General features: G+C 52.1%; 24 protein-coding genes and 1 tRNA gene. 9 read left to right on the top strand and 16 right to left on the bottom strand.

Features of this window, described 5'->3' with window-relative positions:
• Window positions 1-32: 32 nt before the first annotated feature.
• Window positions 33-145: transfer RNA gene (locus tag VGS11_02740), tRNA-Ser, on the bottom strand.
• A gap of 175 nt (window positions 146-320) precedes the next feature.
• Window positions 321-743 carry a hypothetical protein gene (locus VGS11_02735; GenBank protein HEV2119014.1) on the bottom strand — a complete coding sequence of 141 codons (423 nt, stop codon included), beginning with the start codon at window positions 741-743 and terminating at the stop codon, window positions 321-323.
• A gap of 238 nt (window positions 744-981) precedes the next feature.
• Between VGS11_02735 and VGS11_02730 the strand changes: the two genes are divergently transcribed.
• Both VGS11_02730 and VGS11_02725 read left to right on the top strand, forming a co-directional pair.
• Entirely contained in the window at window positions 982-2241 is a 1260-nt protein-coding gene (locus VGS11_02730; protein HEV2119013.1) for a transposase, read from the top strand.
• Complete coding sequence (locus VGS11_02725; GenBank protein HEV2119012.1) at window positions 2238-2639, top strand: 4Fe-4S binding protein; 402 nt, start codon at window positions 2238-2240, stop codon at window positions 2637-2639. The genes VGS11_02730 and VGS11_02725 overlap by 4 nt, the downstream gene beginning before the upstream one ends.
• A gap of 800 nt (window positions 2640-3439) precedes the next feature.
• On the opposite strand, the gene VGS11_02720 is transcribed toward VGS11_02725, so the two are convergent.
• From VGS11_02720 to VGS11_02705, 4 genes are read right to left on the bottom strand one after another with little or no spacing between them, the layout of a single operon-like run.
• Complete coding sequence (locus VGS11_02720) at window positions 3440-3859, bottom strand: PPOX class F420-dependent oxidoreductase (GenBank protein ID HEV2119011.1); 420 nt, start codon at window positions 3857-3859, stop codon at window positions 3440-3442.
• A gap of 15 nt (window positions 3860-3874) precedes the next feature.
• Window positions 3875-4963, bottom strand: a complete 1089-nt coding sequence (locus VGS11_02715) for a DUF1512 domain-containing protein (GenBank protein ID HEV2119010.1) — start codon at window positions 4961-4963, stop codon at window positions 3875-3877.
• Window positions 4964-4972: 9 nt separating this feature from the next.
• Window positions 4973-5944 (bottom strand): trypsin-like peptidase domain-containing protein, encoded by a 972-nt coding sequence (locus VGS11_02710; protein HEV2119009.1) that lies wholly within the window; start codon window positions 5942-5944, stop codon window positions 4973-4975.
• A 2-nt stretch (window positions 5945-5946) separates the two neighbouring features.
• Entirely contained in the window at window positions 5947-6303 is a 357-nt protein-coding gene (locus VGS11_02705; GenBank protein ID HEV2119008.1) for a PPOX class F420-dependent oxidoreductase, read from the bottom strand.
• 72 nt (window positions 6304-6375) lie between these two features.
• Here VGS11_02705 and VGS11_02700 point away from each other — a divergent pair, with 72 nt between their 5' ends.
• Complete coding sequence (locus VGS11_02700; protein ID HEV2119007.1) at window positions 6376-6789, top strand: helix-turn-helix domain-containing protein; 414 nt, start codon at window positions 6376-6378, stop codon at window positions 6787-6789.
• Between the two features lie 65 nt (window positions 6790-6854).
• Here VGS11_02700 and VGS11_02695 read toward each other — a convergent pair whose 3' ends face one another.
• The 5 genes from VGS11_02695 to VGS11_02675 form a co-directional block, all read right to left on the bottom strand.
• On the bottom strand, window positions 6855-8531 hold the full coding sequence (locus VGS11_02695; protein ID HEV2119006.1) for an MDR family MFS transporter: 1677 nt from the start codon (window positions 8529-8531) through the stop codon (window positions 6855-6857).
• 147 nt (window positions 8532-8678) lie between these two features.
• The gene (locus VGS11_02690) at window positions 8679-9788 is read right to left on the bottom strand and encodes a site-2 protease family protein (GenBank protein ID HEV2119005.1); all 1110 of its coding nucleotides are present in this window, start codon (window positions 9786-9788) and stop codon (window positions 8679-8681) included.
• Window positions 9789-9921: 133 nt separating this feature from the next.
• On the bottom strand, window positions 9922-10806 hold the full coding sequence (locus VGS11_02685) for an NAD(P)H-hydrate dehydratase (protein ID HEV2119004.1): 885 nt from the start codon (window positions 10804-10806) through the stop codon (window positions 9922-9924).
• A 73-nt stretch (window positions 10807-10879) separates the two neighbouring features.
• Window positions 10880-11257, bottom strand: coding sequence for a hypothetical protein (locus VGS11_02680; protein HEV2119003.1), 378 nt, complete (start codon window positions 11255-11257; stop codon window positions 10880-10882).
• Between the two features lie 10 nt (window positions 11258-11267).
• Window positions 11268-11765, bottom strand: a complete 498-nt coding sequence (locus VGS11_02675; protein ID HEV2119002.1) for a universal stress protein — start codon at window positions 11763-11765, stop codon at window positions 11268-11270.
• 137 nt (window positions 11766-11902) lie between these two features.
• Here VGS11_02675 and VGS11_02670 point away from each other — a divergent pair, with 137 nt between their 5' ends.
• Window positions 11903-12178: a DUF4342 domain-containing protein gene (locus tag VGS11_02670; protein ID HEV2119001.1), complete on the top strand. Its 276-nt coding sequence runs from the start codon at window positions 11903-11905 to the stop codon at window positions 12176-12178.
• 66 nt (window positions 12179-12244) lie between these two features.
• On the opposite strand, the gene VGS11_02665 is transcribed toward VGS11_02670, so the two are convergent.
• Window positions 12245-13615, bottom strand: a complete 1371-nt coding sequence (locus tag VGS11_02665) for an Nramp family divalent metal transporter (protein ID HEV2119000.1) — start codon at window positions 13613-13615, stop codon at window positions 12245-12247.
• A 106-nt stretch (window positions 13616-13721) separates the two neighbouring features.
• Complete coding sequence (locus VGS11_02660) at window positions 13722-14309, bottom strand: DNA-3-methyladenine glycosylase I (GenBank protein ID HEV2118999.1); 588 nt, start codon at window positions 14307-14309, stop codon at window positions 13722-13724.
• A gap of 316 nt (window positions 14310-14625) precedes the next feature.
• On the opposite strand from VGS11_02660, the gene VGS11_02655 reads away from it, so the two are divergent.
• Both VGS11_02655 and VGS11_02650 read left to right on the top strand, forming a co-directional pair.
• Window positions 14626-14823: a hypothetical protein gene (locus VGS11_02655; protein HEV2118998.1), complete on the top strand. Its 198-nt coding sequence runs from the start codon at window positions 14626-14628 to the stop codon at window positions 14821-14823.
• Between the two features lie 145 nt (window positions 14824-14968).
• A complete protein-coding gene (locus tag VGS11_02650; GenBank protein ID HEV2118997.1) occupies window positions 14969-15640 on the top strand; it encodes a cyclase family protein in 672 nt (223 codons plus the stop codon).
• Between the two features lie 76 nt (window positions 15641-15716).
• Here VGS11_02650 and VGS11_02645 read toward each other — a convergent pair whose 3' ends face one another.
• Together VGS11_02645 and VGS11_02640 are read right to left on the bottom strand one after the other, a co-directional pair.
• Window positions 15717-16628 carry a ZIP family metal transporter gene (locus tag VGS11_02645; protein HEV2118996.1) on the bottom strand — a complete coding sequence of 304 codons (912 nt, stop codon included), beginning with the start codon at window positions 16626-16628 and terminating at the stop codon, window positions 15717-15719.
• Between the two features lie 120 nt (window positions 16629-16748).
• Window positions 16749-17315, bottom strand: coding sequence for a DoxX family protein (locus tag VGS11_02640; GenBank protein ID HEV2118995.1), 567 nt, complete (start codon window positions 17313-17315; stop codon window positions 16749-16751).
• 364 nt (window positions 17316-17679) lie between these two features.
• Here VGS11_02640 and VGS11_02635 point away from each other — a divergent pair, with 364 nt between their 5' ends.
• The gene (locus VGS11_02635) at window positions 17680-17895 is read left to right on the top strand and encodes a hypothetical protein (GenBank protein HEV2118994.1); all 216 of its coding nucleotides are present in this window, start codon (window positions 17680-17682) and stop codon (window positions 17893-17895) included.
• A gap of 456 nt (window positions 17896-18351) precedes the next feature.
• Window positions 18352-19260 carry a rubrerythrin family protein gene (locus tag VGS11_02630; GenBank protein ID HEV2118993.1) on the top strand — a complete coding sequence of 303 codons (909 nt, stop codon included), beginning with the start codon at window positions 18352-18354 and terminating at the stop codon, window positions 19258-19260.
• Window positions 19261-19266: 6 nt separating this feature from the next.
• Here the strand turns inward: VGS11_02630 and VGS11_02625 are convergent, their stop codons facing one another.
• Window positions 19267-20526: an alkaline phosphatase family protein gene (locus VGS11_02625; GenBank protein ID HEV2118992.1), complete on the bottom strand. Its 1260-nt coding sequence runs from the start codon at window positions 20524-20526 to the stop codon at window positions 19267-19269.
• Between the two features lie 180 nt (window positions 20527-20706).
• Here VGS11_02625 and VGS11_02620 point away from each other — a divergent pair, with 180 nt between their 5' ends.
• Window positions 20707-21894 carry a transposase gene (locus VGS11_02620; protein HEV2118991.1) on the top strand — a complete coding sequence of 396 codons (1188 nt, stop codon included), beginning with the start codon at window positions 20707-20709 and terminating at the stop codon, window positions 21892-21894.
• Window positions 21895-21900: the final 6 nt, after the last annotated feature.

Raw genomic sequence — 21900 nt, 5'->3', positions numbered from 1 at the left:
CCGAACCGTTCTGTTTGTATCTTACCTTCAGGCGCCGGGAGTGGGATTCGAACCCACGAGGGCGTGACGCCCAACGGCTGTCGTGTCCTGGCCCTTGTCACTTGAGATCTCGAGGCCGTCGCTTTAACCACTCAGCCATCCCGGCGTGGAGCGGCACTAGGATGCCAGTCTTAAACCACTTTCGAACTATAGGGGAACGGAAGCGCTGCGTGGAGAATGCCGATACTCGCCTAGGGAATACACTTGCCGGATCTGCAGTTTAGCAAAGCAGGGAAACTCGAGAAGTCTAAGTTCTGATTGTTACACCGAACTTGATAAACTCATTTTCCGGTGGAAATCGTCGCACTGGGATTTTGACCGAGCTGAGCAGGGTTGGGGGTTGAGAAGACTGGATCGTTTCGTTGCACGCGCTTCGGATAAAGATGGTCCGCGACCACCCGATCTTTGAGCTGGACCATTCTGTCTCTCAGAGAGTCTTGATAGGTGAAGTCCGCCCTGACCTGGTATTCCTGACATAACAATGTCATCGTCCGGTAGATGAGCACTCGAGCGCTTGCTCCGAGAGAGTCCATCAGGACTACAACAACATCGTCGAAGCGTGAAGAAATTTCCGGTTGCTCAATTCCTTTCTTCGCAAGAAGGTCATAGATGACATCGCGTACCGTCGGGCCCATGCCTTCCAGTGCATTTCGGAAGCATTCGTTTACTGTTTCATGGAATACCGTCGAGATCTGAGTACGCAAGTCAATGGCCTGGAAGATAGCGTGGCCGAGGTCGCGCGGATACGCATGTTGTAACAGTGAATTAGCCTCTCCGGGACTGTGAAGGCCTCCCGTTCAACAGGGATTTCGATTATTCCTCTTCGATAGGAAGTGGAACGGGAACGCTGTGTCACGTTCAATTTGCATTCAACGTTGGCAGGGCGTTCACTTACACTCGACTCTCCAACAAAATGTCTCGATCCTAATCGCTTAGGTTGTCTTGCTTGCTGTAAAGTCTGTGAAACAACGTTATCGGCCCAGTCCAAGGGTAAATGAGTTACTCGAGATCTTCCGGTGCATGGTCAATGATTCGATTAGGATCGGACTTGAGAAAGACGCATCGTCTCTGAAGCGACTCTCCTTCTTCACATACACGTCCCTCAAGCGGTACAGCAGCCCCTCCATCTATCGTCTCACCGCTATGTCCAAGGCCGCTGGTATCCTCGCTTCGAGAAAAAAGTCAACTAGGCGAGGTTATCCGACAAAGACACCTTACATGTCCAGGCGTGCTCTCATCTCCTGCTATGGATTCAAGATAGAAGATGGATATCTTAGAATTCCTCTCGGCGAGAAGAAGTTCGAACTTATCCCGCTAACTCCCCACGTCGTCCAGATCCTCTCCGACCCTTTGCTAAATGTTCGATCGTTTCCCCTTACCGAAACGAGTCTAGCTTTTTGTATGTCGAGGGAAGTAGAGGAAGTTGAGTGCAACAGAACGATTGGCGTGGATAGAAACCTGCGTAACCTAACCGTAGGCAATCAGGACCGAGTGGTACAATATGATCTTTCATACACAGTGAAGATCGCCGACACGACGAGAAGGATCATAAGTTCGTTCAGGCGTGACGATGACAGGATCAGAGAAAAACTTAGTCCAAAATATGGCCGGCGAAGACACAACCGCACCCAGCACATCCTCCACAACACAACGAAAGCTGTAGTGGTCGACGCCTTCAAGCGTAGAGAGGCTATTGTCCTTGAGAACATCGAGGGTATCCGACGTCTTTACCGTAGGGGTAGCGGCCTGGGTCCAAGATGGAGGCACCGGATGAACGGCTGGAGCTATGGTGAGGCTCAACGCCAGCTAGTATACAAGTCCCGGTGGGTAGGATTGCCAATTATTCGTCTGAGCAGAAGCGAGACTAGAGGTACGAGTGCCGTCTGTCCGAGATGCGGGGAGAGACTCCAATCGGACAAGAGACTGATCCGGAAACTCTGGTGCGGTAAATGTCGAGTAGTAATGGACCGGGACATGGTTGCAGCTATTAACTTGTCTCGGCGGGGACGGGTGAGGTCCGCACGTTCCCGGCCTCCCATCATCCTAGAGGCACAAGGCAGGGCAGTTGAAGCAGTGAAGGGGAACCCGACGCCTACGGTAATCCCCGGAGTCGATGCCCCGAAGTCAAGCCATGATTCAACCAGCGAGAAACTTGACAGAACCCATTCAACGGTTTTATATGTCGTTAACAGGGGCTCATGAGGAAGGATTCACCTTTGGCGGAAGGAAACGTTCGGAAGCTCATAGAGGATGCGAGTTTTCCAAACCAGTGGCCTACGAAGGAGCAGCATTCAGGACACAAGGTCCTCTACAAGAACGGAGTGAGCAAGGAATACGGGGTTCACGGGAGCAATGTGGGTGTGGACTTTGACATTTGCATCGCCGACGGTATCTGCATAACCGTATGTCCGGTCAACGTGTTCGACAGGATGGAGCTTCCAGGGGAACAGGAGAAGATGGACAAGGGCGTTACCAATGACAGTGGAAAGGCACCATTGGCGAACTGGAAAGCTGACCCGGCTCGGGAACAGGACTGTATCTTCTGCAGGGCATGCGAGATTCAGTGCCCGGTGCAGGCCATAAAGATCACCGAGCCTTAGACCTTCAAGCTCAGAGACTGCTTTCAACTTATTGTTCGCGCCAGTGGGAATTCCGCTAGACCTCGAACCTGCGCCGTAAGACTTTCAACACATACCCCTTTTCCTAAAGCGTCTCTTGTCTGGTAGTGAATACCGGCGGTCTGCTGTCATAATGATCCTTCGTGGTGTTTCTGTTAAGGATCAGGATGTTTTGGCTGATTGGTCCCCTGACCCGGCATGAAGGATCGTCTCCCGCATTTTCTAGCACCCCCCGGCTACTAGAGAAGAGTTCTCTTCCAAGGCTTCACGGGATGATTCGTAGTTGTTGTGAGAGGGGCAATAGGGAGTTGGGAAGCGTGGATAAGTACCAGTTGGGGACTCGTCTCAGCCTTGCAACGAGGATTCTTCTTCAGACCTGGCCGATCACGGCGGGTTTTGTGCTTGACGGCTTAGGAATTATCCCGGTTTTGACCGAACGAGAGAGCGGGGTTTGTTCGCCAACCTCCCAGAATCGGGATCAGGGCTGAAAAATGGGGATTCAGCTGACCCTTATCGGACTTCGCCCCCGAACGTGTGACGACGAATCAACCCTCTCTTAGGAGGACGGTATACTGGAGTTCGTGGCGGCTTGCCCTGCGCGATCAGCTCGCTACATTCCTTGCAGACAACCCAGAGGCATTCAGCCTTACAGTAACAGCAATTGATCGCCTGTCCCCGAACACGATCCCATGGATACACATCGTCCTTATGCCTATCGGCCTTTGCTTTGGATGTTTTAGACAATCTTCAAACCATGCGCTTCTTAGCTATGGATAATCGTGTCAGGATGTCGTCCGGATCGCTAGACCGACCGGCTTGGCCTTATGCCAAGAAAACACGCCGACGACCCATTGCATCAATCTCACCGATCGGTAAGATAGTCCATACTTCTTTTTGAGCAGACTGAACACATGCTCGGATTGCTCACGTCCTAACAGTCTAGCCTCCCCATCGACCCAGTCCCCTTTCAGTGACCCGCCAAAGGTGCAAGGGGCTACACGAACCTTCGGATTGTTTCTGATTCGCTTGATCTTACCATTCTTGGAATCAGATCTAACAAGTAGTTCTCCGTTTTCCTCGACGAACCAGACAGGTGTTCGGACGGCCACTCCGGTTTTCCGGTAGGTTTCGACGCAGATAGTCTTCTCATCCGTGAAGAGCGATAGCTTGTCCGCTGTAGTGGAAATCGGAGAAGATGACAATGTTGGGTGGTCGCCTTATGCGACGCCGATGGTGTTGCCGACACCAACCAAGATGATGCTGTCGCCCGGCTTGGACTTAGATCTGATCTCATTCTGGACTCGAGTGACTGCAGCGTCAACCCCAGTCTTGATCAAAGGCGTGATCCCAGATATTGCCTCCTTGGAAGACATTTTCACAACTACTGCTAGGAGAGGAATCTGGTTCTTCGATGCGCTGGCCTCGATGTGATATCGTTCTGTGCCAGGACCGCCAATCGCGGCACCAATCCCTTCCGCCACGTCTCCACTCGGCTCGCCTTCAAATTTTAAGGCTGCATCAACAGTGACGACAAGACTTATTGGCCCCGATTCCTGGACCAGTTTCTCGACAACAAGACCAGGCTTTCCGACATTCCCACCCGGACCTTTTGCACGGACGACCCAAACTCGCCGACCCTCAAAGTCGACATCGTAGACCATCGTGTCTTTGATCAGCTCGTTGCCTTGTCGTCCGGCCACAATCTGACTTACTACGAGTGGTCCGACTCCGTCGCCTATGGGCTCGGCTTTGGCGAAAGCGTCAATTGCCGCACCGTAGGCTTCAGCCTCTTCCATTATCATCGGAAGAGCCATCTGAAGCTGGGCAAGGGCTATTATTCCACCGGTCTTCTTTGCCAGTAGGTAAAAGTGGCGCACAAGCCGGAACATACCGTCCAAGCCGATCGAGATCTCAAGCTGGTTGCTAAGCGTGTTCACATCGGATTCTGTCGCATTCGGCGCGATGGCCTTGACTTCCATTTTCAAATGATCATCATAGGTGTCCAGAACGTGTTCGAGTTTTCCTACAATTCCAGAGGGATCGAGGCTTACCGGTGTTATCGTGAATGAATTGTTTAACCTGTCGAGTTTGGTTTCGACTGTCTTCTTGTCCATCTGGAATCGGGATATCGAGTCGACAAATTTCTGGCGCGCGGCAGTCTTACTCCTCTCGAGTTTTCCGAGGCTTCGCTTGACGCTAACAAGTTGCCACTGTACCTGAAGACGTTGTCCGTAGAAGAAGATGAGGAAGAATGAGGCGAAGTAGACGAGGTTGACTATCTGGCTGAGATCGATCAGGCTGGCCATGCTATTGCTCTACTCTTGCCTCGACGCGGACACTGCTATAGGTGATTCCTTCAATCTCAGTAAAGCTTTTCGTTTTGCGTTTAGCCGTATGAAGCCCACCTCAACCTCCTCCTTTATGGAAAGCTTCGATAGTGCCATCAGGATGTCCTTCATCTGCTTGACCGAATGAGATCCAATTTGGATTATCACGTCACCGACCCGCATTCCAGCCTCGTAAGCCGGTCCTCGCGAGTCCACTTCGACCACCAGGACCCCGGAGGCTGCTGGGAGGTCGTATCTTCGGGCGATTGCCTGGTTCATGTTGGCTCCGGAGATTCCGAGCCATGGTCGGACGACTCGTCCTTTTTCGAGGATCTGCCCTACGACCCATTTCATTGTGTTGACGGGGATTGCGAAGCCTACTCCTTGGGCGAATGGAATCATGGCTGTGTTCATTCCGATGACGTTTCCACCTATGTCGGCGAGTGGTCCGCCGCTATTTCCAGGGTTGATGGCAGTATCGGTTTGGATCAGACCTTCGAAGATGAAGTCTGTTCCGGGTAACGGGCGTCCTAGCGCGCTTACGACGCCCATAGAGACTGTTGGTCCACCTTGTAGCCCGAGGGTGTTGCCTATCGCGAGGGCGATTTGCCCAACCTTCAGGTGCTCCGAGTCGCCTAGGCTGGCTGCTGGAAGGTTGTCGGCGTCTAGTTTGATTACTGCAATGTCTGTGGAGGAGTCCGATCCGACGACTTCGCCTAGGAAGGTTCTACCATCTTTCAGGTGAACCTGTACCCTTGTTGCGCCGTCGATCACGTGGTTGTTGGTTATGACGTATCCTTTGCGGTCGATTATCAGTCCGGAGCCTTTTCCTTCGACCGGTACGAGACCGTAGCGGAAGTCTCGAGTTACTCGAACGCTGTCAATGCTGACCACGCTCTCGCTCAGGCGTTCGACTGCTTCGGTAACTTGGTTTTCAAGAGCGGATAGAGTTGTTGTCATGTTTAGAGTCCCCAACTGGTCTTCCCTACTGGCGTGATTCTCAGATACAGCTTCTCATCTTTCTCTTTTGTTTCAACAAGCCCCGTGACCTCTATCCCACGTGGGATTAGTCGGTTGGCTGACTCCAAGTCGTCAACGAGGAGTGTGATTTTCTCTTCGGCCAGGTCCTGGAATCGCGGGCTATATTGTAGGTTCCAGCCGCTCAGGTAGAGGTAGCGTCCGTCGAATTCATAGATCACGGGGACGATGTGAGGCTGGGAGTCCTCGCAGACGAACGCGATTCTTGCGAGGCTTCTCTCCATTAGGTATCGGTATTCTCTCTCGGTGAACCCTCTGACACCGTCTTTGTGTCGCATCATGTCTGAGCGATCTATGGGTCGGTCACGCTTATATACTTGGTAGTCCAGGCAAACTAAGTGGGTATTAGTTAGTTGAGTAAGTCAAGCGTGGTTAACCAAGACATAACAAAAGAGCAGACCGAAGAATGCAAGCTTCTACATTCTGCCTGGAACGATCTTACGAAAGTCTGGACCCTTCCAGTGATACATGCACTCGGCCTCAAGGAGCCGGCAAGATTCAACGAGCTGAAAAGAAGGATACAGGGCATAAGCGCCACCAGCCTAGCTGAGAGACTGAACGAGCTTGACCAGAGAAAGATCATCGAGCGAAAAGTCTACCCCGAAACTCCGCCAAGAGTTGAATATTCCCTTACCAAGAAAGGTATGGAATTGCGTGCTCTTCTCGGCGACCTCGCCGAATGGGTGAAAAGGTGGGACAAGCAGGACATTGCTGGCGCAGAAAGGATCAGAGAAGAAAAACTCCGCCCACTAGCCCGAGCTAAGTAACCGGAATCCCGATAAGCTAGGTCTTAGGAGCGTGTTGCTGTTTCCTCGAGCTCGGACCTCTATTCTCAGGTTTGTTGATTTGGAACCTTTACTCTCGGGGGAGTATCTGGATCTGCAGGTGACGCAATCGGAGCCATTGCCCGAGCGTTCTGAGCGGCTACTTGCATCTTGAACGAGCCCGTTACGAAAAGGCCCACAACAAGGGCACCTAAGCATACTGCCAGGCTCGCCCAGAAGACAGGGATGACAGACTGAACAAACGCGTTTCTAAGGACTTGGATGGTTGCAGTCGGGATATGGTAAGTCGCGAAGATCGCATTGTTCGGCTCGACTAAGATCCGACCTATGAAACTGGGGTTGCTCAACTGCAGTGGTATCTGCGCATTTGACTGGGTCAGCCGTGTTCCGAAGACGTTTGTCTGAAGGGTGCCGAGAATCGCAAGCCCTATCGTGCCGCCTAGGTTCCCCATGAACTGGGAGAGAGATGATGCGACGCCAATTCTCTTTCTATCTACGGAGAACTGGATTGCGATCAGAACGGTTGGAAAGGTTACGCCCACTCCGAAGCCCATTATTGCGGCCGCTGTCATCAACTGCGTGAGCGCCACGGTGGAGCTAAGGAATGTCATCAGGTACATTCCTATGGTCATTATTCCGAGGCCTCCGACCGTGATGTTTCGGTAGCCTATGCGCGTGCTCAACTGTCCTCCGAGAATTGCCCCCACAATCATAGGTATGAGGAGAGCATTCAGGACAAGGCTACCATCGCCAATGAGTCTACCCATCCCGGCTTGAACGAAGAGCGGGATGAAGGTCACAGCTCCGAAAAAAGCGACCCCTCTCAGAAAAGAGACGGCCGAAGCGGCGGAGACTGTCCGAGTCTTGAAGAGGTCTAGTGGAAGAACCGGGTCCTCGGACCTTCTCTCAACGAATATGAAAGCCACAAACAGTGCTCCGGCACCGAGAAATGTGGCGGTCTCCTCGACCGAGTACCAAGGAAATGTTGAACCTCCGCTTAGGAACCCGAAGCTGAGAAACCCGACCCAGCCTGTCAACAGAACTATTCCGAGCCAATCTATCACCGATTTCATTCCAATGTTTCTTGACTCACTCAACCCGAACAGAATTAGGAATACTGAAGCGATTCCGAGAGGCAGATTGACGTAGAATATCCACCTCCAGTTCAGCGTTTGTACAATGAAGGTGCCGGCTGAGGGTCCTACTACCGCTGCGATGCCAAAGACGGTTGCGAATACTCCTTGTACTCTTCCTCGGAGGCGGGGTGGAAATACGACACCGATTACAGCTAGAGCAACTGGAAAGAATGCTCCGCTTCCGATGCCCTGGATCGCCCTGAATACGATTAGTTGATTGATATTCTGGGCGGCGCCTGATAGGATCGAGCCCGTGATGAATATGACAAGTCCGAGAAGGAAGAATTTTTTCCTTCCATAGAGATCGGATAGCTTGCCGAAGATTGGCATTGAGACCGTTTGGGTGAGGATGTAGGCGCTGAAGACCCAGGCGTAGAGGCTTATTCCTCCTAGGTCTGAGATGATGGTTGGACCTGCTGTCGCAACTATTGTCTGGTCGATTGCTCCGAGCAGCATTCCGGTCATCAGTCCAGCAATTATCAAAATGACATTGCGTAACGGAGGCAGATCCCTAACTGGGGGACTCTCCAACATCGGTCCGCTCGAGGGGGCTGATGTGTCCATGCTGGCTACCACTCTTGACTCCATGTCTTACGCGTTACCGCAGCTGTAACCATTGTTTCGTCCTGCGTTTGATTTCAGGTCGATGATATATACCTAATAGTTCCAGCTGACTAAGTAGGTTGCCAGCGCCTTTACTTGGTCACAGAACTATAAGGGTGACTGAGTTGAATCCTACAATCCAAGTTCTTGTCTTGCGCGCATCGTTTTCATCAGATCTCCACGCGTGACGATCCCGGCGATTCTATCCTCATCCATCACGAGCAACCTTCCCACCGCATTCTTGGCCATTATGTGAAGGGCGTCAAGTGCTGATGTGTTCGGATTTACTATTATGGTTCGTTCGAACGGGACCATTGCCTGGCTAACTCTCTCAATCTCTCTCTTCTCGCGCGGAATCGATCGGACAGACGACATGGTGACGACCCCCAGCAACTTCCCGTTCGAGACGACAGGGTATCCTCCGTGGGGATGGACGAGGAAGTAGTCGGAGACGAGCTGTTGGACTGACGTGTCCGGTGCGACGGATAGAAGATCTCGCGTCATAATGTCTCCAACCCTGACTCCGGCTAGAGCCTCTGTCAGTCTGGTCTGTCTCAAACTTGTTTCTGCTCCTGACCGGATGAACCATCCTAGAAAGATGATCCATAATCCATTGACAAAGTCGCCGAAGATGACGTAGAACAGTCCGACCGCCATCATCACTAAAGAGATAGCCTCGCTTACTCGAGTAGCATTCGCCGTAGCGCCGACTAGGTTCTTGGACCTTTTCCAGAGACTTCCCCGAAGTACTCTGCCCCCGTCAAGGGGAAAAGCTGGGATTAAGTTGAACGCGCCGAGGACCCCGTTAAGGTATGCTGTGTACTTCAGGGTCGCAGTGACTGGGACTGGCGCACTCAAGAGGACGTTCAGATACCAAAGACCGCCTAGGATAATTGCGATCAGAAAACTTGTCAGCGGTCCCGCAGCTGCCATACGAACCTCTAAATCTGGATCCTTCGGCTCCTCACTCATTTCTGAGACTCCGCCGAAAAAGAACAATGTGATCCTCGCTATCGGGAGCCCGTTTTTCTTAGCGATGTAGGAATGCGAGAGCTCGTGGAGGAAGACTGAGACAAACAATACGACCGCCGAAACGATCCCGACAGCCCAGCGAGTCGCAAGATCTAAGTTCTGAGGCAGATAGCCATCTGCAACCGACCAAGCGATCAATAGAAGGACAAGCCAAAGAGTGTAATGGATTCTGACCGGAATTCCGATTACTCTACCGATGTTAAGCGACATTAGCTGGCCCTTTTGACTCAGCCAGCCTTTCTTAGGCTTGTCCTAGAGTCTCGTTTGCGATTCACATTGGCGAGAGGGAAAGCATCTCAAATTCTCACATAGGGTTCGTTTTCTGGACAATCCTGTCGCTCCCTTAGCGAGAACGAATCGCCGAGGAGAAGAAACTCAAGACATCGCTTGCCAAAGTGCTCTCGCCAAATTTCGCTGAGGCGAGTTCTCCCGCTTTCCCAACTATGTAAGCCGCTATTCTTGCCGCGTCTAGTGGGGCTCTGCCTCTTGCGAGATGTGCGCCTGCAACCCCTGCGAGCAAGTCGCCATATCCTCCTTTTGTCATGTATGGAGAACCTCTAGGGTCAATGTAGTTTTGCTCGCTATCCGAAACGATGTCGGGAGCCCCCTTTACGATCACAACTGCATTGTACTGATTTGCCAGAGCTCTGACGGCCATTTTTCTCGCGTCGGCGGTTGGCGGCCAGGGTTTTCCGGAGAGAACTTCGTATTCTCCTGCGTTTGGTGTCAAGAGTGTTTTCTTTCCTTTGATTGACCCGGCGTTGACGGCCAGGGCGTGTAGTGCTTCGGCGTCCAAAACCATCGGTGTCTTGCAACCTCGGATAATATCTAGTAATGCCCTGTGCGATTCGGCGGTCCTGGCAACCCCACAGCCTATGACGAGTGCGTCGGCGTTTTCGAGCAACTTGAGCGTGATGTTGGGATCTGGAAAGGGCGAATCGCAGGGCACCGTTATCAGATCAGGAGAATATGCTGCGACGATATCCGCGGCTCGTCTTGGCGCGACAACTATTGCAAGGTCCGCCCCGGCTCGCAAGGCTGCTAGGGAATTGAATGCTAGGCAACCAGCGTAGCGATCGCTCCCTCCGCAAACGACAACCTTGCCGAAGTCGCCCTTGCGAGTGTCGTTAGATCGAGACGGATAGAATTCCTTGAGATCGAGCACTCTGTTTGGGTCTCGAACGTTCAGGGTTGGCTCGGCTCGCTGCCTTCTTGGGGTGGAGGGCATTGGAAGAATCCGATGTGATAGGCGGTTGGAAGATAGGGTTTCCCTAGAGGCTTTAGGTTACTTGCTTGATTGTCTAGAATCTGGCGATTGCTCTCTCGGCTCTTGCCGGGAGACGGCGTCGGGACGGGCTGTCGCGGGGTTTTGTCATGAGCCTCTTTATTTTCAATCCTATGTTTTCGAAGACCTCCTCGATGGACCAGCCCTCTTCTCTGAACTCGACTTGGTCCTTGGGCATTCGTATCATTACGTGAACCTCGAAATGCCTCCTCGCTTTTCCTTTGGAGAAAGTCTTGACAGTGGCTCTCGCCTCCCAAATCTCGGGGTAGACGTGGCTGAGAGATTCTATTGATCTTTGGAATTTTGTTTCGGCCAGGGAGGACTCGACATCATTAATTTCGAGACCCACGATGTAAACGGGCAACGGAGTTGAGACTTTCGGTATTGGACTCAAGCGCGAGGTCTCACCTTACAACCAGAACGGGGCAATGAGCGTGAGTGACAACACCACTCGAGACGCTTCCAAGCAGCATCCTCTTGAAGCCTCCCATTCCTCGAGTCCCCATTACAATTAGGTCGATCTTTTCGCCGGACGCGTAGTCCGTAATTACTTGAACAATGGAGCCGATGGTTTCGCTAGTTTGAGGCTTCGCCTTGACGCCTTTTTTCTCGGCCATAGCGGCTATTCGTCTGACTACTTCCAAAGCGGCCTTTCTTGCATTCGCTTGGTAGGCCTGGATTGCCTCTCCAGAAGGAGCTGGAGCGGAGGGAAATACGGTCATGTACTCGGGGTAGTCTCGGAATACGTTTAGGACGAAGAATTGAGCGTCGAATTTCGCGGCTAAATCTACGGCGACTTCTGAGGCTCTCGACGAGCCTTCAGACCCGTCGACTGCAACTAATATTCTTTGGAAACGCAAGCCTGACTCATGTCTAGGACTCTGCTTTCCTATAGAACTCATTGCCAACGCTTTCTTCCCTGACCTGATACTCCCCATCAAGCTATTTAGATGCGCGTTAACACTCTGCAGCCCGAGCTCGAAAAATGGTTAGATGTCTCGAGTGCGGGACTGAACTGCCCGTGGGCGCGAAGTTCTGTTTGTCCTGTGGAGCCCAGGTTGGGCTCAAGAAAGACGTCTTCCAAGTCTCATCTGAAAAACTCCTCGAAAAATTCAAGGAACTAACTAGAGATGCAAGTGTGAAAAGGGTGATCATCAAGGATGATAAGGGAAAGGTAGTCCTGTCCATTCCTCTTACGTGGGGAGCAGCTGGTGCTGTCGCGACCTTGGCCTTAGCGCCTTGGCTTGCCGCAATTGGCGTCATCGCAGGAATCGCTACCAAGTGCACCATAGAGGTAGAAAGAATGGTCAGCTAGACAAACCGAACCAGAGATAATCAGGGCGGACGACTGACCAATTTGCCCGGCGAAAGGGGCTATCGACTATGGGGTGAATATGGCGTAGAGTAGGAAGCTGTTGAAAGCCAAGATAACTGCGACAGTAACTATCGCTAGGACGATCGTAGTTCTTCTATTGACGAACCCTGCCATGAACTTCTTCTTTGATGTATAGTAGACGAGCGGTATCATCGGAAGGGGAATCATTAGACTCAGAATCACCTGACTGTAAACAAGAAGGAGCAGCGGATCGAACCCAAGCAGTATCGCGAACGTGGTCGGAAACACATTGATGAATCTCGTAACTATCCGTCTTGCCCAAACATTCCAGTGTTTCCCAATTAGCCCCTCCATTATCACCTGTCCCGCTATTGTTCCAAGCGCGGACGATGAAAGCCCCGATGCAAGCAGCGTCAGAATGAAGATGATGGCGATCGTCGGCCCGAACATCTGACCGATTTCGCGGACAAAATCGGGGAACGTGACGTTGGCGTTCGGATAAAGCGGTATAGCGATAAGGACTATTCCCACGTTGACCACAGACGCAATAGCCAGAGCTAGGACAGTTTCCTTGAGATGAAACCTGTTCGTTCTCCTTATTTCCTCCGTTGAATATGGGTGATGATTGGATGCTTTCATAGAATCCGTGATTGAAGTGCCTAGGTTTCCCCCGTTATTCTTGCGTCCCAACAGATCCATTTTGTTCTTCGAAAGCCAAGAGTGGACAAACAGCGCGTGCGGCATCACTGTTGCGCCGATCATTCCAACCACGATCAAGAAGGCGGCGTTGCTGGACGCGAGCGGTACCACGGAATGATACCCGATTTGTGTCAAATCGGGTTTTACTACCGCCAAGTTGTAGAGGATGCCTATGACGAGGATGCTTATCAGCATCGCGAAGTATTGCTCGATTAGGCGGAATCTTCTCCCCATCATGCTGAGCAAGAGGATGACATCGAGCGCACCGAATACTGACGCGTAGAGAAGAGGGATACCGAAAAGCAGATTGAGACCGATTACAGTTCCTAGATACTCTGCCAAGTCGGTGGCTGCTGCCGCGGCCTCGGCCGCGAGCCAGTACGGGATGACGTATCTGCGCTTTACAAGCGATTTCCTGACTAGTTCAGGGAGCGAGTAGCCGGAGACGATTCCGAGTTTGCCGGAAAGGTACTGCAGGAGCATGGCCATGCCTCCTGCAAGCCAGGCGGCCCAGAGGAGATCGTACTTGAAGCCCGCCCCGGCTGCGATATCGGTGCCGTAGTTGCCTGGGTCCATGTACGCTATAGATACCATGAGTGCGGGTCCAAGCCATAGAACGAAACTACGCAGCGAAACTCCTGTTCTCGTTTGCTGGACGGGCGCTTCAACCAAGACCTGCTGTTGCGGCTTCGCGCTGCCCTTCCATGGAAACCGCATTGTAAGACTTCACCGGTTGAGTGGGATACTCGTACTAGTGAGATTTAGTGGATACTAATAAAGATAGGCGAACCTAAGATTTCCCCCGACACGCATCGCCCACTCCTTAAGTTGACCCCAATTTTTGAACCACGTTTCGACGGAAGCAGTCCACCGCGTGATCGTTGACGATCCCTATCGCTTGCATCCACGCATAGACGATAACAGGACCTACAAACTTGAATCCTAGCTTCTTCAATACTTTGGATATTTCCTCAGAGAGTGGAGTCTTAGTGGGTACGTGACCGATATTCTGAATTGGTTTTCCACCAGCGATCTCCCAGATGAAGGTCGAGAAATCGTTCCGTGCAGCTTGCATCGCAAGATAGGCGCGAGCGCCGCCGATTGTCGCCTCGATCTTAGCCTTAGATCGAACGATACCTGGATCTTTCAGGAGTCGTGCGACATCTCCTCTGCGAAAACGGGCCACCAGCTCCGGATCGAAGTTCTTGAACGCCTTTCGAAACGCTTCGCGTTTGCGAAGAATGATGGTCCATGAAAGACCTGCCTGGAAGCCCTCGAGCATCAGCGTCTCCCAGAGTTTGCGGCCGTCGTGCTCGGGGACGCCCCATTCCTCGTCGTGATAGGCAAGGAGCAACGGGTCGCCCTCTGCCCAGTGACAACGGCGTACGGCGCGTGATCGACGGGTGTTCAAGCATTCACCTTGTTGCGTTGCAGTTACAACGTGATTCTCTCTTTAGAGTGGCCAATTGATGTGAATTATGGTCCCGAATCTCGATAACTCCTTTGTCTCTATGCTTCGACTTCAGCTCAACCAACTTGGCAAAATCGAAAGTCTTGGGTTTCGAACTCGTCTTTGTCAACCTCGAGCCGTTGATCTGCGTGGTGCTATCAAGCGTCACTCTAGAGACTAAAAACTTCACAAATAGTCGCGTTAACCAAATTACCTGGAAAAATCCAGAAGAGAGACACAAAGAAGGTTCTTATCCACCGCCCAGCGTTTCGACTGCATGAGTAATCTGAAAACAGAACTCGAACACATCAAGCACCACATCAAGTACCCGGCTAACAAAACACAGGTCATCGCAGCCTGCAACAACATGTCGGACGTCCCGTCGATCGACAAGGACTTTGTCGCCAAGTCTCTCCCTGAGAGTAACTACAAGGGTCCAGAAGACGTCGTAAAGGCCCTCCTCAACAAAGTCTAAGCCTCCTCAAACTTCTCCTTTTTTCTGGGCTCCCAGCGCATACTGCGGCCGGCTCCCCCACGAACGTGGGTGATGATAAGACTGTAAAGGGGTTCCAGAGCAGAGACCTTCCACATATTAGGAGTCCCACAGGTGAGGGCCTGCTATGCGGTACTTATTTGAAAGGGCAGTTGACCTGACTCACGAGCTTCACAACGGGATGCCGATCTTTCCTGGAGATCCATCACCAAGCTTCGCCAGCTTCGCTACACTGGAGAAAGATGGGGTGAACCTGACCAAATTGACCCTAGGCTCACACACGGGCACCCATATCGACGCTCCCCGACACTTCATTCGCAACGGAGCTGGCGTGGATCAGATTCCTCCGAGCAAACTCGTCGGAGAAGCTTACGTGACAGACTTGTCCAAGAAGCCAATCGGCAGCGGAATCACAGCTCAGGACCTCCGCAAGTCCCTCGAAGGGAAAGTAGCCGAGGACGACATTGTGGCCATCTATACCGCGTGCAGTGAACGCTGGGACGACGAATCAATACGACGAAACTACACCTACCTTGCAGGAGATGCCGCTGAATATCTAGTCTCCAAAAAGGTCCGCGCGGTAGGCATAGATTTTCTGAGCGTGGAGAAATTTCATGCTGAAGCTCCAGTCGCGCATAAGACTCTTCTTGGCAACGGGATCTTCATCATCGAATCCCTGAGCCGCACGATCAAACAGTTCGTTGGAAAGAGAATCCTGATGATTTGCATGCCCATCAAGCTTCAGAACGGAGACGGGGCCCCGTCAAGGATAATTGGCGTGCCAATTTCAGAGGACTGAGCTCGGGACCCGACGCGGCTTGCGTGCGATCTGGTTGCTCTGGCCATAATTGATCGGTTATGAAAGAATATCTTCCCTAGGCTCCTCCCAGGGTTACCATCAAATCAGTAAGAAAGCCGGCGCACAACCCAACGAATATTCCTATCATGAGGATCTGATTGGTTGTCTGTTTTCTTCCCGAGTTGTACATCAACATTGAAACGTAGAGGATGGCACCGCCAGCAAGGCTCAAGAAGAGCACGTAAGTAAACACGGATGTCCACAAACTTCCCACCACCGTTCCTACAAACGTAGGACCCCCGCCAACCAGACCGGCAACGGCTAGGAAGCGCGCGGTGGGCCTCTTGATGAGTCCAGCTAGAGGACCCGCTATGCCGAAACCTTCCGTGGTGTTGTGAGCACCAAAGCCAACAATGAGCAGCAGGGCTAGCCCGACTGATCCCGCAGCGTAGGATTGGCCGACTGCTAGGCCTTCGCTGAAGTTGTGAGCTCCTATGCCGATCGCTATCATCATTGCAAGCCTGTAGGGGTGATGTTCCTGTAGAATCTGGATCTGTTGGGCCTGCTCAGCGGCGCTTAGCCGAGCAGTTTCGGGTCCGTTCTGCAAACGTGCCTTTACAATAGGAGGGGCTTTTGCCATGTATTTCGCCTCGTAGGCGACGAGGCCCAACAGTCCTAGCGCGAGTCCTCCGAAGACAGCAAGGAGATCCATGATGGCATCAGCACGGGACCAGGTTACCGCAACAGGGCTTGATGCTACGCATGTTGCACCACTTCCTGTAAAGGCGCTAGATGCAACGCATGACGCGGTGTTCCATGCGTGGCTAAACACGTCAATTACGAGGAATAGCAGGATTCCGATTGATAGGGCGTTGAGGAAACCTTTCTTGCGCGGGCTCACATTTTGGAGGATCGCCAAGGGCAGGCCGAGAAAGATCGTGAAGCCGGCAATGGCGCCTAACAGCAAAAGCTGTACGTAGTCAATCAATCCTTGGCACGGGATACCGGACGATTGACCCCCATGTTATAACTTATGTCATAATTGACCTCGAGACGTTCAGTTCAAATTTTGCCCGCGCTATAGGCATCCAGCTCTTGCGTTCTCTTCCTACCCAAATTCAGCAATCCGTTTCCAGGAGGGATTTCTCCGTTCTATCAGAAAGTCCAGGGAGTATTTGCTGGGACCGGAAATGGTGTTTATGATGATAAGCGAAAGGAATAGGAAACTGTAGATCACTCCTGTCCCGACATCAGTGGATGCGGGGCCGTACGGTCCTCCAAAGCCTTCAGGAATGGCCCATATCAATAGGCTGAGAACCATACCGCTGAAGTAGGTAATTTTTCGCATGAAACCTAAGACTAATGCCGCACCGAGAGCCAGCTCCAACGTCCCAATACTGTAGACGAACGGTGCAGCATTGGCTGATGTGACGGTGGCCCAAAAGTTGAACCAGGGCTGAAGCCATGATGGTTGGCCCTCTGATTTGATCAGAGCCGGGAAGGAGTCGACCAGTCCCGGCGAGAACTTGAGGTAGCCGTCGATCAGCCAGACTACTCCCAGAATAATTCTCATGAACGACTTCAGCCAACTAACATTCCTAGCGACCCAGTTTCCGCGCCCTGCCACGGACTGCAGCCGAGCATTAGCTTCGGTGTGCGAACTCTCTCCTGACACGTTGCCCGCTCCACACCATGACAAGGGCACCATGCTTGTTATTTCTGCTTGTTGAATAGAGAGACTGTTCCCTTGGAACTGTATGTTTCCGAATGATCCGGTGAAGTCTCAATTCACCGCGAGTCCAAGTGCTCAGTAACATAGAGCGCTTGTTCGGAAGAAAGATGAGAAGGTTGACATATGACGTACGTATCATATGTTTGTTGAATCTCAAAAGCTCAGCTGCTGCTCTGAGTCGGTTATAGAAGAGAACGACGCCAAAGAAAGCGCGAGACTCTCGAGAGTTAGGCCGAGAATTTCCAATGAACAATTCTGACAATAGGCCTGCGACTATTGGCTCTCGCCAACCCAGACTCTATACAAGTTGCATTGGAAGAAAGGAAACAAGGAATACGTTTGCTGCGGAGCTGACATCTTGCTCAACGGACTGGAGGAGGATTTGGAAGGAGAGGCACAGTGTCCCGTATGCCAGAGCCGCACGCACCTCGTGATCGTTAACGGCAAGATTGACGGATTGGACTTTCGAGATGCCATCATTCACGTTGCTGAAATGCCCACAAAGTCAGCAGGATCTGGATAGAATGTGAATCGACGCATATCTTCGATAGGGAAGTTTGTTTCCAGAAATGGATCGCAGGGAATTCACGTAAGAAGGGATTAGTCGAGTCAGTCGAGGACTATCACAACCGCCGCACGGCGAGAAGGTCAAACAGGCGAGAAGTGCCACAGTACGTGGCAAAGCTTACTCGTTAGAGCTCCCGAACGTCAATCTTTGTAATATTCCTACCCGCGAAGCCCCTCTTTCCCGGGCACTGCTCCCGGAACTATTTTTTCCCGTTAACTCTTCTTTTTTCATAACTTTCTTTTTCTGTTAACTAAATCGTGACCCCGCTGGGGCCCATTTTTTCCCGCGCCGCGCCCTTCGTGAAGCATCGAAAATCCCACGTTCACCCGGCCATACTCAGTCCTTCTTCCTTTCGTGGCCTGAAGATCCTCCCATAGGGCTAACTAAATACCAGAGCCAGCCTGGCATAGGATGAGCTTACCCTTGCAGGAGACCCTTAGCCCTGAACTAGTCAAGCTCGCCGCCAAGTCCGCAAGGGACGAACACACAGATGGCGCCGTCTACCAGATGCTCAGCCGGCACGAGAAGAACCAGTCCTTCAAGAAAGCCCTAGAGGATCTTGCCCGCGGCGAGCAATCACACTACGAGTTCTGGAAAGCATACGCGCCCGAAACCGCTGTTAAGGTGAACCGGCTCAAGGTCTACTTCACCCTCCTCCTCCGCCTCACCCTCGGCCTTACCTTCACCATGAAATTCCTCGAGAGACACGAAGACGCCCTCCACGAACGCTATCGAGAGATGATGAAGAGCATCCCCCTAGCAGACAAGGCACGGTTCGAGGCGATGATGGAAGAGGAAGAACACCAAGAGTCATACCTGATGGGCGAAGTCCATGAAGGACGCGTCAAGTACATGAGCTTCATCGTCCTCGGCCTCGCAGACGCGGTCGTCGAGATATCCGGAATCCACGCCGGCTCGCTCGGAATATACGCGAAAACAGGTCTCGCAGGGCTCGCAGGCGTTGTCGCGGGAATGGCCGCATCTATTGCAATGGCATCAGCCGCCTACGCCCAGGCCAAACAGGGCTTCGAAGGATCAGCGAAATGGAGTGCGATCTACACGGGCGTATCTTACATGTTCACCGCGGTATTCCTCGCCTTACCATACTTCCTCACCGGCTCAATGGTCACAGCCCTCGGAGTCTCGCTAGTCATAGGAGTAGCCCTGGTTGCAGCGATGACCTACTATGACACAGTCATTTCAGCGAGGAAATTCAAGAGACAATTCGCGGAGATCGCAGGAATCATACTCGCCGCCTCCTTCGCCCTCTACATAGCAGGAACCCTCATCAGACAACTGCTCGGAATCGTAATCGGATAGATGCGACTACGAGGCAACCAGCTTCAAGCGCTCTAGAAGCATCCTGCCCTTTCCCCATGTCCCCAAAGACCCTTTTTCGGCCTCTCTCTCTGTGAACCTACGAGACCCGTCCGGCATAGCCTTCCCGCCTATCACAAGCACTGGAACCAGATCATCGCTATGCCCCCTAACCTCCACAGGCGTAGAATGATCACAAGTGACTGCCATAACAAGATCTTTCAACCGAAACGATTTCGACAGGACGGAGAAGAAGCCCTTGTCAATCTCCTCAATTCTCTCCTTCTTCAGATCGAATAATCCATCGTGCCCTGGCTCGTCAGGACCCTTCAAGTGAACATAGACAAAACCAAATCTGCCGAGAGAATCCAGCACAAGCTTTGCCCTGCTTCGATAATCGTCCAATCCTGTCCCAGGCGTCAATTCCCTGACATCCATTCTGAGCAGCCGTCCTATGCCTAGCTCAGCCGGGAGATCCGCGATCATCAGAGGGTGCAAGCCCGACCTCGCCTGAAATCCCTCGACTTGCGGCTTCGAGGTCCCCGCATCCCGCATCAATACAAAATTCGCCGAGACCGTACCCTTTCTCCGCCTTGCCTCGTTCACAGGATGATTATCCAAAATCTTTCTAGCTTTGAAGCCGAACTCGTTGACCAAGGCCGCGGTTACGATGGCTTCGTCAGATCCGTCCAGCGGCTCGCACATTGGAATATCAAACTCCTTCGCACCAGGCTGGGCCAAACTTATGTTGCCCTTGCGAAGGTATGCCGGATCAAAGTTGGAAATGTTAGAAGAGAACCGATGTCCATCCGCTCGGAAGACAGCCACTGCCCTGTGACCTACAGTCGATTTGAAAACAAACCGAACACCCGACTTGAGACGTAGTTCCTTGTTCAGTGCAGCGCCGAGCTGTTGAGCCTCGGGGGTCGAGAGGTTCCTGCCCGCTCTCCTGTCGACAAGCTTGTCTCCTTTGACAGTGGCAAAGCCCGCCCGCAACGCAAGATCACCATCATGAAACTCGACATTAGCACCAAGAGCTTCGACCACGCCCCGGGACAGATGAGTCTCAAGCGGATCATATCCAAGGAGGGAGAAAACGCCGGCGTCACTCTCAGGAGCGATACCCTCTCCAACGGTATACATCCGTCCCGTACTACCTCGCGAGGTCAAAGCGTCCAGGTTTGGCGTAGAAGCCTCTTCCAAAGGCGACCCTATGGCACCAATCCTACCACTCGCGCCATCAAGCACTACCACAACAATTGGGAGCATTATGCAGGATCCTGGAGTTTGAAGTTAGGAATTGGTAGAAAAAGAGTGCATTAGCTCTTCGTCGGATTGCCGGGTTGGTGAGTCTCGTCGTGATCATACTGGTTGCCCGTACTGGTTGTTCGTCAGCCTCTCTGACCTATTCGGATCGAAAAACGCAATCGGTTCTTTGGAAGGAAGTTCGTGCTGGCTGTGAAGGCGATCGTACAGAAGCATCATGCCTCGCCGAATCTCCTGGATCTTCCGGACGAGTTTAGACGCATGGTGAACGTCTGCATAGCCGTCGGAATGGAAGAGAATATTTCCAGTTTCAAGACTCTATCGTTGAAATCCTATCATCGTCTCAGCCCCAAGGTACTTAGCTACTATAGGCTCTGCGCGATAAGTGCTGCCACTGGTATGCTCCGCAACCATCGAAAAGCCAAGAAAAGGAACGCCCGAGCGAAGATTCCATGCGCTAAGAAACTAATGCTGAACACTTGTTATGGGTTTAGAATCCAGAATGGTCTTCTCAGACTTCCAGTAAGACCGCGACAGTACATTCACGTCAAACTAAACCGTCATACCCTCCAGGTTCTCTCAGGGCTCAACCCCCGATCAATCACTCTAACCCCAGACTCGCTAAGCATAATCTACTCGAGAGAGACAGTCGAGATCAAGTCGGAGGGATACCTTGGGGTAGACCGTAACCTAAACAATGTGACAATCGCGTCAACAAACGGGACGGTCAAAACATTCGACGTATCAAAGGCGACCGTGATCAAATCTACCTACCGATTCGCCCAGAGCCAATTCAAGAGAACGGACTTCCGAATAAGAACACGAATTCAAGGCAAGTACGGAGAAAAGCAACGAAACCGTGTCCAACCAATACTTCACAACGTGTCCAAGAGAATAGTCGAAGAGGCCAAAACCAACCGATACGGAATAGTCATGGAAAGGCTGACTGGATTAAGGCGACTCTATCGTAAGGGTAACGGACAATCCCGAAACTATCGAGCTAGGATGAACAGCTGGAGCTATGGAGAGTTGCAGCGACAGATAGGGTACAAGGCGCGATGGGAAGGAGTCAGAGTAGAGTACGTTCCTCCTAGGAACACTTCCAAACGGTGCTCAATATGCGGGTACAAGACCCTAGAGAGCACCAAACGACGACTATGGTGTCCCAAGTGCGGCACCATCCTAGACAGGGACGAGAACGCGGCTAGAAACATAGCCGCGGGAGGGCTGAGGTTCAGCCCCAACGGGCCTCCAGGTGAAGCAATGGTAGAGGAACGAGAACCGGAGAACGCGACCCTAATCCTCAAAGTCGATGGAGGCAAGTTAAGTCAACAACCCACGACCAAAGGAATCAATCCGACAAAGACTTAACAGAAC

The organism is Candidatus Bathyarchaeia archaeon, from assembly GCA_035935655.1.
Lineage (GTDB): Archaea > Thermoproteota > Bathyarchaeia > 40CM-2-53-6 > 40CM-2-53-6 > 40CM-2-53-6.
This window is presented reverse-complemented; position numbering and strand designations above follow the sequence as displayed.